This is a genomic window from Micromonospora sp. WMMD1076 (assembly GCF_029581475.1).
GTDB lineage: Bacteria > Actinomycetota > Actinomycetes > Mycobacteriales > Micromonosporaceae > Micromonospora > Micromonospora aurantiaca.
The window spans coordinates 6,245,134-6,261,391 of the sequence record NZ_CP120862.1 but is presented as its reverse complement, the minus strand read 5'-3'; the positions used below and the strand labels follow the sequence as shown (position 1 = coordinate 6,261,391).

Annotated in this window: 16 protein-coding genes and 1 pseudogene; 7 read left to right on the top strand and 10 right to left on the bottom strand. The window is 72.7% G+C overall.

What is annotated here, in order from left to right; all coding sequences use genetic code 11:
- Positions 1 to 58: 58 nt before the first annotated feature.
- Positions 59 to 721: a DedA family protein gene (locus O7622_RS28305; protein ID WP_282311126.1), complete on the bottom strand. Its 663-nt coding sequence runs from the start codon at positions 719 to 721 to the stop codon at positions 59 to 61.
- A gap of 70 nt (positions 722 to 791) precedes the next feature.
- The gene (locus O7622_RS28300) at positions 792 to 1,385 is read right to left on the bottom strand and encodes a DUF1349 domain-containing protein (protein WP_282311125.1); all 594 of its coding nucleotides are present in this window, start codon (positions 1,383 to 1,385) and stop codon (positions 792 to 794) included.
- 53 nt (positions 1,386 to 1,438) lie between these two features.
- Between O7622_RS28300 and O7622_RS28295 the strand changes: the two are divergent.
- Together O7622_RS28295 and fabG are read left to right on the top strand one after the other, a co-directional pair.
- A pseudogene (locus O7622_RS28295) lies at positions 1,439 to 3,090 on the top strand (alpha-amylase family protein).
- A 60-nt stretch (positions 3,091 to 3,150) separates the two neighbouring features.
- Positions 3,151 to 3,909, top strand: a complete 759-nt coding sequence (gene fabG / locus O7622_RS28290; protein ID WP_047892017.1) for a 3-oxoacyl-ACP reductase FabG — start codon at positions 3,151 to 3,153, stop codon at positions 3,907 to 3,909.
- A 25-nt stretch (positions 3,910 to 3,934) separates the two neighbouring features.
- On the opposite strand, the gene O7622_RS28285 is transcribed toward fabG, so the two are convergent.
- Positions 3,935 to 4,357, bottom strand: a complete 423-nt coding sequence (locus O7622_RS28285) for a hypothetical protein (RefSeq protein ID WP_282311124.1) — start codon at positions 4,355 to 4,357, stop codon at positions 3,935 to 3,937.
- Positions 4,350 to 4,766, bottom strand: coding sequence for a hypothetical protein (locus tag O7622_RS28280; protein WP_282311123.1), 417 nt, complete (start codon positions 4,764 to 4,766; stop codon positions 4,350 to 4,352). The genes O7622_RS28285 and O7622_RS28280 overlap by 8 nt, the downstream gene beginning before the upstream one ends.
- Positions 4,767 to 4,891: 125 nt before the next feature.
- Here O7622_RS28280 and O7622_RS28275 point away from each other — a divergent pair, with 125 nt between their 5' ends.
- Complete coding sequence (locus tag O7622_RS28275) at positions 4,892 to 5,788, top strand: Gfo/Idh/MocA family oxidoreductase (protein WP_282311122.1); 897 nt, start codon at positions 4,892 to 4,894, stop codon at positions 5,786 to 5,788.
- Between the two features lie 59 nt (positions 5,789 to 5,847).
- On the opposite strand, the gene O7622_RS28270 is transcribed toward O7622_RS28275, so the two are convergent.
- Entirely contained in the window at positions 5,848 to 6,045 is a 198-nt protein-coding gene (locus O7622_RS28270; RefSeq protein WP_282311121.1) for a DUF2795 domain-containing protein, read from the bottom strand.
- A 189-nt stretch (positions 6,046 to 6,234) separates the two neighbouring features.
- Between O7622_RS28270 and O7622_RS28265 the strand changes: the two genes are divergently transcribed.
- The gene (locus tag O7622_RS28265) at positions 6,235 to 7,491 is read left to right on the top strand and encodes an erythromycin esterase family protein (RefSeq protein WP_013475318.1); all 1,257 of its coding nucleotides are present in this window, start codon (positions 6,235 to 6,237) and stop codon (positions 7,489 to 7,491) included.
- Positions 7,492 to 7,525: 34 nt separating this feature from the next.
- Here O7622_RS28265 and O7622_RS28260 read toward each other — a convergent pair whose 3' ends face one another.
- From O7622_RS28260 to O7622_RS28250, 3 genes are all read right to left on the bottom strand, one after another.
- On the bottom strand, positions 7,526 to 9,706 hold the full coding sequence (locus tag O7622_RS28260; protein WP_282311120.1) for an MMPL family transporter: 2,181 nt from the start codon (positions 9,704 to 9,706) through the stop codon (positions 7,526 to 7,528).
- Positions 9,707 to 9,734: 28 nt separating this feature from the next.
- A complete protein-coding gene (locus tag O7622_RS28255; protein WP_282311119.1) occupies positions 9,735 to 10,280 on the bottom strand; it encodes a TetR/AcrR family transcriptional regulator in 546 nt (181 codons plus the stop codon).
- A gap of 91 nt (positions 10,281 to 10,371) precedes the next feature.
- Positions 10,372 to 10,773 carry a helix-turn-helix domain-containing protein gene (locus O7622_RS28250; protein ID WP_282311118.1) on the bottom strand — a complete coding sequence of 134 codons (402 nt, stop codon included), beginning with the start codon at positions 10,771 to 10,773 and terminating at the stop codon, positions 10,372 to 10,374.
- Positions 10,774 to 10,862: 89 nt separating this feature from the next.
- On the opposite strand from O7622_RS28250, the gene ligD reads away from it, so the two are divergent.
- Complete coding sequence (ligD, locus tag O7622_RS28245) at positions 10,863 to 11,822, top strand: non-homologous end-joining DNA ligase (RefSeq protein WP_282311117.1); 960 nt, start codon at positions 10,863 to 10,865, stop codon at positions 11,820 to 11,822.
- Positions 11,823 to 11,834: 12 nt separating this feature from the next.
- Here the strand turns inward: ligD and O7622_RS28240 are convergent, their stop codons facing one another.
- Positions 11,835 to 12,566: a YoaK family protein gene (locus tag O7622_RS28240; protein ID WP_282311116.1), complete on the bottom strand. Its 732-nt coding sequence runs from the start codon at positions 12,564 to 12,566 to the stop codon at positions 11,835 to 11,837.
- Positions 12,567 to 12,665: 99 nt separating this feature from the next.
- Between O7622_RS28240 and O7622_RS28235 the strand changes: the two genes are divergently transcribed.
- Together O7622_RS28235 and O7622_RS28230 are read left to right on the top strand one after the other, a co-directional pair.
- Complete coding sequence (locus O7622_RS28235; RefSeq protein ID WP_282311115.1) at positions 12,666 to 13,010, top strand: hypothetical protein; 345 nt, start codon at positions 12,666 to 12,668, stop codon at positions 13,008 to 13,010.
- A 10-nt stretch (positions 13,011 to 13,020) separates the two neighbouring features.
- Complete coding sequence (locus O7622_RS28230) at positions 13,021 to 14,145, top strand: cupin domain-containing protein (RefSeq protein WP_282311114.1); 1,125 nt, start codon at positions 13,021 to 13,023, stop codon at positions 14,143 to 14,145.
- 56 nt (positions 14,146 to 14,201) lie between these two features.
- Here the strand turns inward: O7622_RS28230 and O7622_RS28225 are convergent, their stop codons facing one another.
- On the bottom strand, positions 14,202 to 16,199 hold the full coding sequence (locus O7622_RS28225; protein WP_282311113.1) for a LuxR family transcriptional regulator: 1,998 nt from the start codon (positions 16,197 to 16,199) through the stop codon (positions 14,202 to 14,204).
- Positions 16,200 to 16,258: the final 59 nt, after the last annotated feature.

Below are 16,258 nucleotides of genomic sequence, written 5' to 3'. Positions count from 1 at the left end.
GGGGCGCGGCCCGGACCTCTCTGGGGTTCGGGCCGCACTCGTCACCCGGAGGACGCCGTCAGCGCCCGGTGGTCACCGACTGCCGGGCGCGCCGCCGGCGCACCTTCTTCACCGCCCAGCTCACGATCATGAAACCGAAGACGGCGAAGATCGCGTAGTTGAACCACTGGCTGTACCTGTCGACGTCCTCCCACCGCGACCCGAGGGTGAACCCGGCGCCGACGATCAGGGCGTTCCACACCCCGCTGCCGAGCGTGGTGAGCAGGATGAACTCGCCCAGCGGCATCCGGTTGGCGCCGGCCGGGATCGAGACCAGGCTGCGCACCACCGGCACCACCCGGCCGATCAGCACCGCCCACCGGCCGTGCCGCTCGAACCAGCGGTCGGCCTTCTCCAGATCCTCCAGGTCGACCAGCGGGATGTGGTCCAGCCAGCGCTTCAGCCGCTCCTCGCCGAGGGCCGCACCGAGCCAGTAGAGCACCAGCGCGCCGAGCAGCGAGCCGACTGTCGCGGCGACCACGATGAACACCACGTTGAACCGGCCCTCGGCGGACAGGTAGCCGGCCATCGCCAGCACGATCTCGCTCGGGATCGGCGGGATGATGCTCTCCAGCGCCACCAGCAGCGCCACACCGACCGCGCCGAACGAGTCGATCACGCTCGCCACCCAGCCGGTCAGCCCGGTGAACTGGTTCGGGTCGACGTCCTGGGCCAGGGCCATGGCGGTCCTTCCACGCGAGAGCCGGAGATCCGAAGGTGTTACCCGGACAGGCGGCTGTCACACCTGTGACTCAGCCCTCCGGGTGCAGCGCGGCGTCCACCGGACCCCGCCGCCAGCCGGTGAAGCGGACCAGCAGGCCGCCCCGGCTGGGCGAGCAGCAGTACGGCCCGGCCGAGGCCCGCGCCGCCGGATCGAGCGGGGCGACGCGGACCAGCCGCCACGGCTCGTCCTCGCACCGGGCCCGCACGGTGAGCGCGTCGCCGGCCCGGCTCACCCGGACCGTCACCTCCCGGCCCGACCAGTCCGGCACCGGCGCCACCGACCAGTCGGAGAACTCGTCGGTGACCACTGCGCCCACCTGCGGCGAACCGTCGCTCACCTCGACCCCGGCCTTGGTCCACCGCCGCTCGTCCACCCGGACCAGCACGCCGGCCTGGTCGAACTGGGCCGAGTAGTCGAGCCGGAACGACACCTCCACGGCGCTGTCCACGCCGAACGGCGCGAGCAGCGCCGAGCCGTCGTCGTGCACGAAGCCGTAGCTGGTGCGCCGCCAGAAGTCGCTGCCGCCGCGCGGCTCGACCAGGAGGCCGCCGTCGACCGGCTCGGCCCGCTCCGGCGGGTTCAGCCAGGTGCCGGCGGACCAGTCGTACGCCTCCTCGCTCATCCCGGCACCGTACCGGGTTTGCCGCCGCGCGCGTTCGGACAAGTAGTAGCCGCATGGGTGACAGGTGGTATCAGGAGGCGGTCGTCTACTGCCTCGACGTCGACACGTACGCGGACTCCGACGGCGACGGGGTGGGTGACTTCCAGGGGCTGATCGGCCGGCTGGACTACCTGGCCCGGCTCGGGGTGACCTGCCTGTGGCTGAACCCGATCCACCCCTCGCCCAACGAGGACGACGGGTACGACGCGACCGACTTCTACAACGTCGACCCGCGCCTGGGCACGCTCGGCGACTTCGCCGAACTGCTGCACCAGGCGAGCAACAGGGGCATCCGGGTGATCATCGACCTGGTCGTCAACCACACCTCGGACCAGCACCCGTGGTTCCAGTCCGCCCGGTCCTCGCCCGACTCGCCGTACCGGGACTGGTACGTCTGGGCCGACCACGAGCCGGACGACCGCCACCAGGGCATGGTCTTCCCCGGCGAGCAGCACGAGACGTGGACCTACGACCGGACCGCCAAGGCGTGGTACTACCACCGCTTCTACAAGTTCCAGCCGGACCTGAACATCGAGAACCCGCGGGTCCGAGCGGAGATCAAGAAGATCACCTCGTTCTGGCTCCAGCTCGGCGTCTCCGGTTTCCGGATGGACGCGGTGCCGTTCATCATCGAGCGCACCGAGCCGGGCAACCCGAACTCGCCGAAGGACTTCGACTTCCTCACCGACCTGCGCCAGCACGTGCAGTGGCGGCGCGGCGACGCGGCCTGCTCGCCGAGGCGAACGTCGAGCCGGACGAGCTGCCGGTCTACTTCGGCGACGGCAGCGGCTCGGGCAACCGGATCCACATGCTCTTCGACTTCATGCTCAACGGCCGGCTGATGCTCGCCCTGGCCCGCGAGGACCCGGAGGTGATCATCGAGGCGTTGCGCGACACCCCGAAGCTGCCCACCGGCGGCCAGTGGGCGACGTTCCTGCGCAACCACGACGAGATCGACCTGTCCCGGCTCACCGCCGACCAGCGCAACGACGTGCTGGCGAAGTTCGGGCCGGACGAGGACATGCAGCTCTACGGCCGGGGCATCCGCCGGCGGCTCGCACCCATGCTCGGCAACGACCGCCGGCACATGGAGCTGGCGTACTCGCTCCAGTTCTCGCTGCGCGGCACGCCGGTGCTGCGCTACGGCGAGGAGATCGGCATGGGGGAGGACCTGTCGCTGGACGGGCGCGACGCGATCCGTACGCCGATGCAGTGGTCGTACGCCGACAACGCCGGCTTCTCCACAGCCGAGCCGGAGAAGCTGATCCGCCCGGTGATCGACAAGGGCGAGTACGGCTACCAGAACGTCAACGTCACCGCCCAGCGCAAGGATCCGCGGTCGCTGCTCGGCTGGTTCGAGCGGATGATCCGGACGCTGCGCGAGGCGCCGGAGACCGGCTCGGGCAGCACCACCCACATCGACGTGCCGATGCCGCCGGGCGTGCTCGCGCACCGCGCCGACGGTCGTACCGGGACCATGGTCTTCCTGCACAACCTCGGCACCGAAGACGTCGAGGTCGACCTGAGCACGCTGGCGCCGGAGGCGGACCTGCCGATCGACGTGCTCGGCGACCGCAACTACGAGGACGTGGGCAAGCTCGACCGGCTCAAGCTCGGCGGGTACGGCTACCGGTGGATCCGGCTCCGCCGGGGCCACGAGCGGTAGGGGCGGCGTACCGGCGGGTTAAGCTCCTCCGATCGAGCCACAAGTTACCGGGAGGTAAGCATGTCGGAGGAGCCCCGCGTCGCCATCGTCACCGGAGCCGCGCGCGGCATCGGGGCGGCGACCGCCCGCCGGCTGGCGGCCGACGGCATGGCCGTCGCCGTGGTCGACATCGACGAGTCCGCCACCAAGGAGACGGTGGACGCCATCGGCTCGGCCGGCGGCCGGGCTCTCGGCGTCGGCGCCGACGTGTCCGACCGGACCCAGGTCGAGGCCGCCGTCGAGCGGATCGCCGCCGAACTGGGCGCACCGACAGTGCTCGTCAACAACGCCGGTGTGCTGCGCGACAACCTGCTGTTCAAGATGACCGACGGCGACTGGGACACGGTCATGGGCGTGCACCTGCGCGGGGCGTTCCTGTTCAGCCAGGCCGCGCAGAAGCACATGGTCGAGGCGAAGTGGGGCCGGATCGTCAACCTGTCCAGCACCTCCGCGCTCGGCAACCGGGGCCAGGCGAACTACTCGGCCGCCAAGGCCGGCCTCCAGGGCTTCACCAAGACGCTGGCGATCGAGCTGGGCCCGTTCGGGGTGACAGTCAACGCGGTCGCGCCGGGCTTCATCGTCACCGACATGACCGCGGCGACCGCGGCGCGGATGAAGGTCGACTTCGACGATCTCCAGAAGCACGCCGCCGCCGAGATCCCGGTCCGCCGTCCCGGCCGCCCGGAGGACGTCGCGCACACCATCTCGTTCCTGGCCAGCGAGGGGGCGTCGTTCGTCTCCGGCCAGGTCATCTACGTCGCCGGCGGCCCGAAGGACTGACCGGCCTCACCCGGCGCGGGCCCGCTCAGGCGGGGTCGCGCCGGGTGCGCCAGAGCCAGAACAGGCCGAGCACCGGCAGCACCAGCGGCACGTAGCCGTAGCCGCTGCCGAAACCGGACCAGACCGTCTCGTCCGGGAACAGCTCCTTGTCGGCGATGCTCAGCACGCCCACCCCGAGCACCCCGGCCAGTTCGACCGTGCAGCAGGCGAGCGCGATCCGGCGGCCGGTGTGCCCGCCGCGGGCCAGCCCGACCGCTGCCACGATGTAGATCAACGCGGCGAGCGCGGAGAGCAGGTACGCCACCGGCGCCTCGTCGAACTTCGTGGCGATCTGCAAGCCCGCCCGCGAGGTCGCGGCGATGGCGAAGAGGATGTAGACGGCGATCAGCAGCCGCCCCGGCCCCCGGTTGGTGGCGCGCTGCTCGTGCGCGGTCGTGGTCTCAGCCACCGAGGGCCTCCCAGGTCTGCTGGAGCCGTACCGCCACCACGGGCGTGACCAGGCAGATGGCGCAGACGATGCCCGAGCCCCAGCGGGTCGGCTCCATCCGGGCCAGCACCCAGGCCAGCGGCGGCAGGCAGACGAGCGTCGCCAGGTAGCCGAAGAACGCGCCCGGCTCGCCCGGCCGCTCGCCGCCGCCGAGCGCGACGAGCGCCGTCACGGCGAGCGCGAGCAGCGCCACCTCCAGCACGGCGAGGCCGGCGAACTGGATCCGGTCCGGCGGCCGGTGGCGTACCGCCGCCACCACGGCCCAGACGGCGACGGCCAGCGAGATCACGATCGCGACCGTGGCGAGCGGTCCGTCCACCGGAGAGGCGGCCGCCGCGCTGGTCGTCGACACGGTGTCGTTCACCGGCACAGCCTACTAACCGGTGTAGTAGCGGCTCGCCCGCCGGGTCGGGGCGCGCCGGACGGGCCGGGGGACTAGCGTGGATCACGGTCCCGGCGTACGCCGGTGACGGACGTCGACGGCAGGGGGTCGGGGTGCGGTTCGGTTTGTTCGGCACGGGTTACTGGGCGGCGGAGACGCACGCCGCGGCCATCGAGGCGCACCCGCGGGCCCGGCTCGCCGGCGTCTGGGGGCGCAACCCGGCGAAGGCGGAGGAACTGGCCACCCGGCACGGCGTACCGGCCTTCACCGACGTCGACGCTCTCATCGACGCCTGCGACGCGGTCGCCGTGGCGCTCCCGCCGGACGTGCAGGCCGACATCGCCGTGCGGGCCGCCACCGCCGGGCGGCACCTGCTGCTGGACAAGCCGCTGGCGCTCGACCTCGCCGACGCCGACCGGGTGGTCGACGCGGCGCAGGCGTCCGGGGTGGCCTCGGTGGTCTTCTTCACCCAGCGCTTCCACCCGAACGTCACCGGTTTCCTCGCCTCGACCGCGGCGGCCGGCGGCTGGCAGCACGCCCGCGCCACCATGTTCGCGTCGATCTTCCAGCCCGGGAACCCGTACGGCGACTCGACCTGGCGGCGGGAGCACGGCGCGCTCTGGGACATCGGCCCGCACGCGTTGTCGCTGATCCTGCCGGTGCTCGGCCGGGTCACCCGGGTCGCCGCGATGGACGGCCCGAGCGGCCTGGTGCACCTGCTGCTCACCCACGACGGCGGCGCGACCAGTTCGCTCTCGCTCACCCTGGACGCGCCGTCCGAGGCGGTCACCCGGGATTTCGTCTTCTTCGGCGAGAACGGCACCGAGACCGTCCCGCCCGGCGACGGCAGCGCGCTCCAGGCGTTCGGCGCCGCGCTCGACCAGCTGCTGGAGGAGGTCGACTCGGGCACCCGCGACCACCGCTGCGACGTGCGGTTCGGCCGCGAGGTGGTGGCGGTGCTGGACGCCGCGCAGACCGCCCGCGCCCAGGGCCGCACGGTCGACCTGTAAGGAAGGGCCCCTTCTTAACGCCTCCGGTAGAGGAGGGGCCCCCGCTTAACACCCGCCGGTCAGGCGTCGGCCAGCATGACCAGCGCCTCGCCCAGCTCGGTGGCGGTGTGGAACTCCTCGGCCGGGAGGGACCGCAGCGCCTGCAGCGCCTCGGTGCCGGCACCGTTCTCCTGGCCCCAGCGGACCAGATCCTCCCGCGAGACCGGGTAGTCGAGCCCGGCCAGGAACTCCCGCAACTGCGCACCGGTGACGGTCATGCCGCCCGGCTACCCACTGAGCCCGGCGCCATGCCGCCGCCGGGTCCGGACCGCGTCCGCCGTACGCCCGCCGCCGCGTACGCCCGCCGCGCCCGCCGCGTGCGCCCGCCGTTGTGCGCCGCCGTTGTGCGCCCGCCGCCGGACCCGGCGGCGGCGGTTTGCCCCGACGGGCCCCGGGTAGCCGCTGACATGCTGGTACAGCGGCTCGGCGCGCCGAGCGACTTCGACCCCTTGCTGGACCGCGTACGGGACGCCCGGGTGGTGATGATCGGCGAGGCGACGCACGGCAGCTACGACTACTACCGGCTGCGGGAGCAGTTGACCCGGCGGCTCATCGCCGAACAGGGGTTCGACTTCGTGGCGGTGGAGGGGGACTGGCCGGACTGCGACCGGGTGCACCGATCGGTGGTGGGCGCCCCGGACGGGCCGGCCGACCCGCTCGCCGCGCTGGAACGGTTCGAACGCTGGCCCACCTGGATGTGGGCGAACGCCGAGGTGGCCCGCTTCTGCCGCTGGCTGCGGGCGTGGAACCTGGAACGCCCCGAGGGGGAGCGGGCCGGCTTCCACGGGCTGGACGTGTATTCCCTCTGGGAGTCGATGCAGGCCATCTTCGACTACCTCGGTGAGGAGGATCCGGCCTCGCTGGAGGCGGCCCAGGAGGCGTACCGCTGCTTCGAGCCGTACGGCAAGCGGGCCGAGGAGTACGGAACGGCCAGCCGGTTCGTCTCCGCCCGGTGCGAGGAGGAGGTGGTCCGGCTGCTGGCGCGTACCCGGGAACAGGCCGCCGCGGACGGCCCGGACCGCTTCTCGGCCTGGCAGAACGCGGAGGTGGTGGCCGGCGCGGAGCGGTACTACCGGGCCATGGTCGGCGGCGGCCCCGAGTCGTGGAACGTCCGCGACGTCCACATGGCCGACACGCTCGACCGGCTGCTCGACCGGTACGGGCCGGGCTCGCGGGGCATCGTGTGGGCGCACAACACGCACGTCGGCGATGCCCGGGCCACCGACATGGCGGCGGACGGCATGGTCAACATCGGGCAGCTCGGCCGGGAACGGCACGGCCGGGACGCGGTGGCGCTGATCGGCTTCGGGAGCTGGCGCGGCAGCGTGGTGGCCGCGCCGCGCTGGGGCTCACCGGCCGAGACGATGGTGGTGCCGCCGGCCCGGGAGGGCTCGGTGGAGCATCGGCTGCACGAGCTGATGCCGGACCGGGCGGTGCTGGTCTTCGGCGGCGACGACCAGCCGGAGTGGGTGACCGGCGAGGCGGACCACCGGGCCATCGGGGTGGTGTACGACCCGAGCTTCGAGTCCTGGGGCAACTACGTGCCGACCCGGCTGGGTGAGCGCTACGACGCGTTCATCTGGTGCGACGAGGCCACGGCGCTGCATCCGCTGCCGACGTGCGTCACGCCCGGTGAGATGGAGACGTATCCGGCGGGTGTGTGACGGGTGGGGCCCGGCTGGGCCCCACCCGTGCGGATCACACGTTCGCGTGCTGCTTCTCGGCGAGGTGGGCGCGCAGGCCCTCACCCTCGACGTCCACGTTGGGCAGGATCTTGTTCAGCCAGCGCGGCAGCCACCAGGCGGCGTTGTTCAGCAGCGACATCACCGCCGGCACGATCGTCATCCGGACCACGAACGCGTCGATGGCGACACCGATCGCGAGCGCGAAGCCCATCGACTTGATGATCGGGTCCTCCAGGAAGACGAAGCCGCCGAACACCGAGATCATGATGAGTGCGGCGGCGGTGACCACCCGGGCGCCGTGCCCCATGCCGTTGATGGTGGCCTGCTGGGCGGTGTCGCCGTGCACGAAGTCCTCGCGCATCCGGGAGACCAGGAAGACCTCGTAGTCCATGGCCAGGCCGAACAGGATGCCGATGAGCAGGATCGGCAGGAAGCTGACCAGCGGGGCCGGGGTGTCCAGGCCGACCAGGTCGGCCAGGTGGCCCTGCTGGAACACCGCCACGGTGATGCCGAACGTGGCCGCCACGGTGAGCAGGAAGCCCAGCGCCGCCTTGACCGGCACCAGGATCGACCGGAACACCAGCATCAGCAGCAGGATCGACAGGCCCACCACCAGTAGCAGGTAGACCGGCAGCGCGTCGGAGAGCTTCTCCGACACGTCGATGCCGACCGCGGTGACGCCGGTGAGCAGCACGTCGGCGTTCTGGATGCCCGACACCTGCTTGCGGATGTCGTGCACGACCGTCTCGGTGGCCTCCTCGGTCGGCCCGGTCTTCGGGATCACCCCGATCAGCGCGGTGCGCCCCGACGGGTCGACCTGCGGCGGGGCCACGGCCAGCACCCCGTCGGTCTTCTGGACCAGCGCCGTCACCTGCGGGATGGCGGCCTGGGTGGCCTGCGGCGAGTCGGCGGTCACCACGACCGCGAGCCGGCCGGTGAAGCCGGGGCCGAAGCCCTCACGGATCAGGTCGCTGCTGACCCGGGCCGGGGTGCCCTCGGCGGCGGCGGAGGCGTCCGGCAGCGCCAGGCGCATGTCCTGCGCCGGGATCGCGAGCAGGCCGAGGCCGAGCAGCCCGACCAGGATCACCGGGATGCGCAGTTTGGTCACCCACCGGGCCCAGCGGAAGCCGAAGCCGGAGCGGTCCTCCGAGCCGGTGGTCGGGTCCTCGACCGCCTTGCGGTCGCGCAGCTTGCGCGGCAGCACCTTGTGTCCGGCGAAGCCGAGCAGCGCCGGGGCCAGCGTGATCGCCACCAGCACGGCCACTGTGACGGTGCCGGCGGCGGCCAGGCCCATCACGGTGAGGAACGGGATGCCCACCACGGCAAGGCCAGCGAGCGCCACCACGACCGTCGCGCCGGCGAAGACCACGGCCGAGCCGGCGGTGCCGACCGCACGGCCGACCGCCTCCTCCGGCGAGAGCCCGTCGAGCAGGTTCTGCCGGTGCCGGGAGGTGATGAACAGCGAGTAGTCGATGCCGACCGCGAGGCCGAGCATCAGCGCCAGGATCGGCGCGGTGCTGGTCAGCTCGACCGCGCCGCTGAGCGCGAACAGACCGGCCATGCCGACGCCGACGCCGATGAGCGCGTTCAGCATGGTCATCCCGGCCGCCACGAGCGAGCCGAACGTGATCACCAGGACGATCGCCGCGACCAGCACGCCGATCGCCTCGGTCGAGCCGACCTCCGGCTCACCGTTGAGCACCTCGCCGCCGGAGGCGATCTGCCAGCCCTGCGCCTCGGCCTGCGCGCCGACCTTCTCGTACGCGTCGCGCTGCTCGTCGGTCACCTCGTCAGCGCCGCCGGCGAACTGCACCTGGATCAGCGCGTACCGGCCGTCCGGGGTGAGCGCCTGCGCCTGGTACGGGTCGACCGCGCCGACCACGCCGGGGAGCGTGGCCGCCTCCTGCGTGACCTGCTTGACCACCGCCTGTCCGGCGGGTGAGGTCAGCGCGCCGTCCTGCGGCGCCTTGATCGCGATCGTGCCGGTGGCGCCGCTGGCCGCCGGGAAGCGGTCGGCGAGCAGGTCGATCGCCTTCTGCGACTCGGTGCCCGGCATGGTGAAGTTGCTCGCCGTCGGGCCCTTCAGCGTGGCCGCGGCCAGGCCGAGTCCGACGAGTACGACGAGCCAGACGACGGCGACGAGTCGCCGCCGGCGCAGGGATGCCCGGCCGAGCCGGTACAGCAGGGTCGCCATGGACCTTCCTTGTCCTCGCAGAAACGGATCAGGTGGTGACTTCGAGCGCGCGGTACGCCACGGCGAGCAGCGCGGGTCGCAGCTGTTCGTCAGGGATGTCCAGGAACTCGCCGCAGGTCTCGGCGATGCCGGCGAGCACGACGAGCGCCGCGACGCGTGCCTCCGGACGGTCGGAGAAGCCGGAGAAGGCGGCGACGAGTCGTTCGGAGATCTGCTGGATGTGGGCGAACGCGGGCTGCTGGAGCAGGTCGGGGAACTCGCCCCGGAGCAGCGCGATCTCCCGGCGGAAGCGGACCGCCAGGTCGACGAAGCCGTCCGCGGCGACGCGTTGGGCCTCGGCGCCGGTGTGCGCGGCGATGCGGAGGTCCAGCTCCTCCAGCATCGTGATGGCCGGGGCCATCAGCTCGCAGAGCAGGGCGTCCTTGCTGGCGAAGTGGTAGAGCACCGTCGCCTTGGAGCAGCCGACATCGCGGGCGATGTCCTGCAGCGAGGTGCCCTTGTACCCGGTGACGGCGAACCGGCGAGCGGCCGCGGCCAGCAGCTCGTCGTGGGTGGCGGTGGTCGGTCGCGCCATGTCCTCCAGCATGCCTGACCGATCGGTCAGGTGCTGACCGATCGGTCAGATCCGCCGCGTGGCGTTCGCCACAACAGCCGGTTTCCGCAGGTCAGGCCGGCGGGCCGCCGTGCCTGCGGTCGTACTCGGCCCGGGCCGCGCTGATCGCCTCGCGGTGCCGCTCGGCCCAACTCGTCAGCGCCACCAGCGACTCGTACAGCTCCCGGGCCATCGGCGTGGCCGCGTACTCCACCTTCGGCGGCACCGTGGAATGCACGTGCCGGTCCAGCAGCCCGTCCCGCTCCAGGTTGCGCAGCGTCAGCGTGAGCATCCGCCGGCTGATCCCCTCCACCCGGCGTTCCAGCTCGGTGAAGCGGACCGGGCCGGCCGAGGCGGCGATCAGGATGCCGATGGCCCACTTGCCGCCGACCCGGTCCAGCGCCTCCCGCACGGTGCAGGCGCTCGCCTGCTCCGCCGCGTCCGGTCCGCACCGCTCCGACTCCGCCTCACCCACGCCCCGATCGTCGCAGGTGCCGGCCGGTGCGGCGCGCCGGGCGCCGTGTCGGGGTTGCCGAGCCGGGCCCGGCCCGGGATGGTGGTCCGATGGGCGCCGCCGACGAGACCCGGGCCGGAGTGCCGCTGACCAACCTCGACCAGCCGCTGTTCGACGGCGCCGGGGCGACCAAACGCGACCTGGTCGACTACCTCGACGCGACGGGCGACCGGATCCTGCCGGAACTGCGGGACCGGCCGCTGTCGGTGCTGCGGGTACGGCCCGGCCAGGAGCCGTTCATGCAGAAGAACCTGCCGAAGTACACGCCCGACTGGGTCCGCCGCACCGACGTGTGGGCGGAGGCGTCGCACCGGCGGATCTCGTACGCGCTCTGCGACGACCGGCGGACGCTGCTCTGGTTCGCCAACCAGCGGGCGGTGGAGTACCACCCGACGCTGGCCCGCGCCGGTGCCCCCGAGCACCCGTCCCACCTGGTGCTCGACCTGGACCCGCCGGAGGGGGACGCGTTCGGCGCCGTGGTGCGGGTCGCGCTGCTGGTGCGGCAGGCGCTCACCGACGCCGGGCTCGCCGGCGCGGTGAAGACGAGCGGCGCCAAGGGGCTGCACGTGGTCGTACCGGTGGATCCGGCCACCACGGCGGAGGAGGCCGCCGCCGCGACCCGGGCGCTCGCCGCCCGTACCGAACGGCTCGACCCGGCGGCCGCGACCACCGCGTTCATCGTCGCCGACCGCGGCGGCCGCGTCTTCGTCGACTCCACGCGGGCGTACGGCGCGACGGTGGTGGCCGCCTACAGCCCGCGGATCCGGCCCGGCACCCCGGTGTCGTACCCGGTGGGCTGGACCGGCCTGGAGAGCGCGAGCCCGGCCGACTTCACCGTGCGGACCGTGCCGGGCCTGCTGGGTGACCGGGATCCCTGGGCGGAGGCGCTGCCCGCGCCGCAGCGCCTGCCGGCGGACCTGGTCGAGCAGGGGCGGACCATCCCGGTGGCCCGGGTGCAGGCGATGCACGAGGGCAAGCGCCGCGCGAAGGCCCGCCGCGAGGCCGAGTGACGCCGGTCCGCGTCAGCGGCGCCTGGTCGCCGTCGCCGGTGGCCGCTTGCCCCAGGTGAACGCGATGAGCACCACGGCCAGCGCCCAGGTGACGATCATCGTCCAGATCGGGCGGGTCTCGGTGGCCGCGCCGACGAACCCGCCGATCGCGTAGCTGACCAGGCACAGCAGGCCGGTCGCGGCGAGCCGGAGGGCCGCGCTGCGGCCCTCCGGCTCGAACACCCAGTCGGCGATGCCCTTCGTGGTGCGCAGCACGGTGCCGGTCTGGTACGACGTGGCGGTCTGCACGCCGAACGTGCGGACGACGAGCCCGCCGAGGATGCCGACCGGGAACGCCAGCAGCGCGGTCAGGATCGTGCGCTCGGTCAGCGAGTCGCGCCCCGAGTCGAGGGACCGGTCCACCAGCCCCCAGAGGACGAGCAGCGCCAGCATGGCGAGCAGTTCCATGCCCGGCGGGGTGAGCGGGCCGGCCGGGCGCACGCGGCGGATCCCGGCGCCGAGCAGGCCGCCCAGGCCGAACGCGACAAGTGACGCCAGCGCGGACGGCCATGCCGGCAGGTGATCGGCGGCACCCATTCCGACGAACACCACGTTGCCGGTCTGGATACCCACGAACACCTTGTACTTGAGGAACGAGAAGGCGTCCACCACACCGGCGAGGCCGGTGGAGAGCGCAAGTGCCAGAAACGGTATGTGGAAGTCGTGTTCCCCCACCCGCCAGCGATTCTCCGCGTTATTGGACATCGCCCTCCCTACCCCTGGACCGGGCTGGTGAAACGGTTGCGACGCGAGCTGAGCGGATGCGCCGGGAAAGCCGTTTCCAGAGGCTCCTGTCGCTTTCCGATGAATGGCGCGATCGCGTTATTCACCAACGGCGCCCGGTTCGGCAGCATCGCAATTGCGTCTCGACGCCGAGACTCGAAGCCGAAGGAGGCCGAGCGCATGTTCGTGCTCCCCGTCGCCAGAATCCGCGCCACGTTCTATTCGATCGCGGCGCTGACCGTCGCCGGAGTCGCCACGGATGCCCCGGTCTGGAGCATCGCGGCGTCGCTGTTCCTCTGTGTCGCGATTCCGCTCGCGGTGGCCTTTCAGAGCCCGGAACACCTGCGGGCGATGTTCGTCCCGTCCCGGGCCGCCGAATCGGCGGCCCACACCCGGAAGGAAATCCGTCATGCCCCGATCCACTGACCGTGCCGGAATGGGATCGCCCAAGGACCACCAGATGGTCGGCACGGTCCCGCGGAATCCGGCGATCGACCAGTCACACCCCGACCTGGTGCATCCGCCGTCGACCGACAACGGGCTCATGCCGAACCTGGTGTTCCCGTTCTCGCTGGCGCACACCCGGCAGGAGAGCGGCGGCTGGACCCGGGAGGTCACCAACCGTCTCCTGCCGATCGCCCACGACCTGGCGATCGTGGACATGAAGCTCAACCCCGGCGCGTACCGGGAGCTGCACTGGCACATCCAGTCCGAGTGGGCCTTCGTCCTCACCGGCAGCTGCCGGATCGCCGCCGTGGACCAGGAGGGCCGCAACTTCCTGGAGGACGTCAAGGCCGGCGACCTCTGGTACTTCCCGGCCGGCATCCCGCACCACATCCAGGCGCACGACGAGGGCGTGGAGTTCCTGCTCGTCTTCGACGACGGCTGCTACTCCGAGGACGCCACGTTCCAGCTCACGGACTTCTTCTCGCACGTGCCGAAGGAGGTCATCGCCAAGAACTTCGGCTGGACGATGCAGCAGATGGCCAACTTCCCGCCCGAGTCCGAGCGCTACATCTTCCCGGGGCAGAGCCCGCCGCCGCTGGCCGAGGACCGCGTCTTCAGCCCCACCGGCGACGTGCCCCGGACGTTCAAGCACAGCCTGCTCGCCCAGACGCCGGAGAAGTTCGAGGGCGGCAGCGTACGCATCGCCGATTCGAGCAACTTCGCCGCGGCGATCACCACCACAGTCGCCATGGTGGAGATCGAACCCGGCGCGATGCGGGAACTGCACTGGCACCCGAACGGCGCGGAGATGCAGTACGTGATCTCGGGCAAGGGACGCATGGGCGTCTTCGCCAACCACGGCACCGCGCGCACCTTCAACATGGAGACCGGCGACGTCGGCTACGTGCCGATCTCGATGGGCCACTACATCGAGAACATCGGTGACAAGCCCTTCGTCTACCTGGAGCTGTTCCGGACCGCGAAGTTCGAGGACGTGTCGCTCGCCCAGTGGCTGGCGAACATCCCGCCGGAGGTGGTCGCGGACACGATCAACGTGCCACGCGAGCTGATCGAGGCGCTTCCGAAGACGAAGAGCCCGCTGCAACGGCACTGAGAACGCGGTGCGGAGCGCGGACGCCGCGACCCTGTGGTGTCCGCGCTCCGCGTTCCTCATGCGCCGTCCCGCGACTCCCAGACCAGCGCCAGCTCCACCCGGTTGTGGACGCCGAGCTTCGCGTAGATCGAGCGCAGGTGGGTGTCGACGGTGTGGAACGAGACGAACAGGTCCCGGGCCGCCTCCTGCTTCGTCATGCCGACCGCGAGCAGTTCGGCCACCCGTACCTCGGCGGGGGTCAGCGTGGCCACGGCCGGGCGGCAGGCGTCGCCGGCCGTGCCGTCGGGCTCCCGCGTCCCGTCCCCGGCGACGGCGGCGCCCATCCGGGTGTACATCGCGGCGCACTCGTCGAGCAGGCCGGGCGCCTCCGCCGGCGGCAGCCCGGGCGACCGCGCCAGGTCGTGCAGCGCGTCGGCCAGGGCCGGCCGGGCGGAGGTGGTGCGGAGCAGCCGTACCGCCGCGCGCAGCGCCGCCGGATCACCGGTCAGCAGCCCGTCGACCTGGTGCGCCACCCCGCGCCAGAGCGCGTTGTTCGCCATCCCGGCGGCCCGCTTCAGGTGGTCGGCGAGGGCCTCGGCCCGCTGCCGGTCACCCAGCGCCAGCGCCGCGCGGACCAGCCGCGGGCCGTGGTGCGGCACCAGCAGCAGGGGAGCCATCGAGCGGTCCGGCATGGTGAACGCGGCCCCCAGGAGCGCGGCGTGCCGGGCCGGTTCCGGGTCGCCCGCGGCGGCGCACCCCAGCCGGAACCACTGCATGTCGTCGGGCCAGCCCACAGTGGGGCGTTCGTCCGCCAGCAGCTTCCGGGCCGCGGCCGTCTCACCCCGGCGCAGCAGCACCTCCACGACCGTGGCGAGCAGGTCCACCCGGGCCTGCGCCGGCAGGGCACCACCGCGTTCGGCCAACGCGAGGCGGGCCCGCGCCTCGGCCTCGGCCAGCTCGCCGGTGGTCAGCCGCAGGACGCAGCCCAGCGCGGTCACCAGCGGCTGGGCCACCGCGCCCAGCGTGTCGATCTCCCGGGCGACGCCGTCGAGCGCGGTCGCCGCGTCGACGTACCGGCCGAGCGCGATCTGGTTCGCCACCCGGTCGACGCGCAGGAAGATCGCCTGCGTACGGGCGGCCGGTTCGCCCGCGTCCACCTCCCGCAGGATCCGCGCGGCGCGGGGCAGGTCGCCGGTGGCGGTGGCCCGGTACGCGTTCGCCAGCGCCAGCCGGATACCGCCGCCGGGGGAGGGGCTGCGCTCGTGCGCCCGCTCCGCCGCCACCACCAGCTCGGCGGCGTCGGGATGCCCGAACCGGGCCGCCTGCGACGCCAGCATGGTGAGCGTCCAGCTCCGCCCGGCGGCGTCCAGCTCCTGGTCGAGCGCCCGCCCGAGGTACGTCAGGGACAGCGAGGGGCGCTGCGTCGCGTAGTAGGCCCCGAGCCGTCCGAGCAGCATCGCCCGCTGACGTGGCCCGTACCTGTCGGCGGCGACCTCCCGGTGCAGCATGCGCAGCGTCTCGTCCACCCGGCCGGCCAGGTAGAGGTTGTCGGCGACGTCGACCAGCCAGGCCAGGCGCTCGTCGGCCGGGCCGGGTGCCGGAGCGGCCAGCAGCAGGTCCGCGGCGAGGCTGGGTCCGACCGCCGGGTCGGCCGCCAGCCGCGTGGCGAGCGCCCGGGCGGACCGGCTCACCGCCGGCAGGACCCGCAGGAGCTGCCGGGCGGCCTGGGCCGGGCGCCCGGCGGCGGCGAGCACCTCGGCGGCCGTCTCGCGCAGCGCCTGGCGCACCGAGGCCGGCGTGTCCCGCAGGACGTCGTCGCGCAGCGCGATCGAGGCCAGCCGCAGCCCGGCCGCGGCGTCGACGAGGAACCCGCGTGCGATCAGCTCCTCCACCGTCGCGTCGATCGGCTCGTCCGGCGTGCCCCCGGTGCGTTCGGCCACCGCTTCGAGGAACCACAGGCCGCAGGGGGCGTCCGCGACGGCGACACCGCGCAGGACCCACCGCTGCGCGGTGGTGAGCGACGAGGGTACGCCGGTGTGCATCTTGGGGCGGTTGGTCAACGGCGTCTCGGGCAACTGGCTCGCCTTCGCAGGTGCTGGGGTTCTACCCGTTCACCGCGAGGTTAGCCAGCTCG

Excerpts from the sequence above, each read along its gene's own strand:
- O7622_RS28305 (WP_282311126.1), bottom strand. The coding sequence starts at position 721 with ATGGCCCTGGCCCAGGACGTCGACCCGAACCAGTTCACCGGGCTGACC.
- O7622_RS28300 (WP_282311125.1), bottom strand. The coding sequence starts at position 1,385 with ATGAGCGAGGAGGCGTACGACTGGTCCGCCGGCACCTGGCTGAACCCG.
- fabG (WP_047892017.1), top strand. The coding sequence starts at position 3,151 with ATGTCGGAGGAGCCCCGCGTCGCCATCGTCACCGGAGCCGCGCGCGGC.
- O7622_RS28270 (WP_282311121.1), bottom strand. The coding sequence starts at position 6,045 with ATGACCGTCACCGGTGCGCAGTTGCGGGAGTTCCTGGCCGGGCTCGAC.
- O7622_RS28265 (WP_013475318.1), top strand. The coding sequence starts at position 6,235 with ATGCTGGTACAGCGGCTCGGCGCGCCGAGCGACTTCGACCCCTTGCTG.
- O7622_RS28260 (WP_282311120.1), bottom strand. The coding sequence starts at position 9,706 with ATGGCGACCCTGCTGTACCGGCTCGGCCGGGCATCCCTGCGCCGGCGG.
- O7622_RS28255 (WP_282311119.1), bottom strand. The coding sequence starts at position 10,280 with ATGGCGCGACCGACCACCGCCACCCACGACGAGCTGCTGGCCGCGGCC.
- ligD (WP_282311117.1), top strand. The coding sequence starts at position 10,863 with ATGGGCGCCGCCGACGAGACCCGGGCCGGAGTGCCGCTGACCAACCTC.
- O7622_RS28240 (WP_282311116.1), bottom strand. The coding sequence starts at position 12,566 with ATGTCCAATAACGCGGAGAATCGCTGGCGGGTGGGGGAACACGACTTC.
- O7622_RS28235 (WP_282311115.1), top strand. The coding sequence starts at position 12,666 with ATGAATGGCGCGATCGCGTTATTCACCAACGGCGCCCGGTTCGGCAGC.
- O7622_RS28230 (WP_282311114.1), top strand. The coding sequence starts at position 13,021 with ATGGGATCGCCCAAGGACCACCAGATGGTCGGCACGGTCCCGCGGAAT.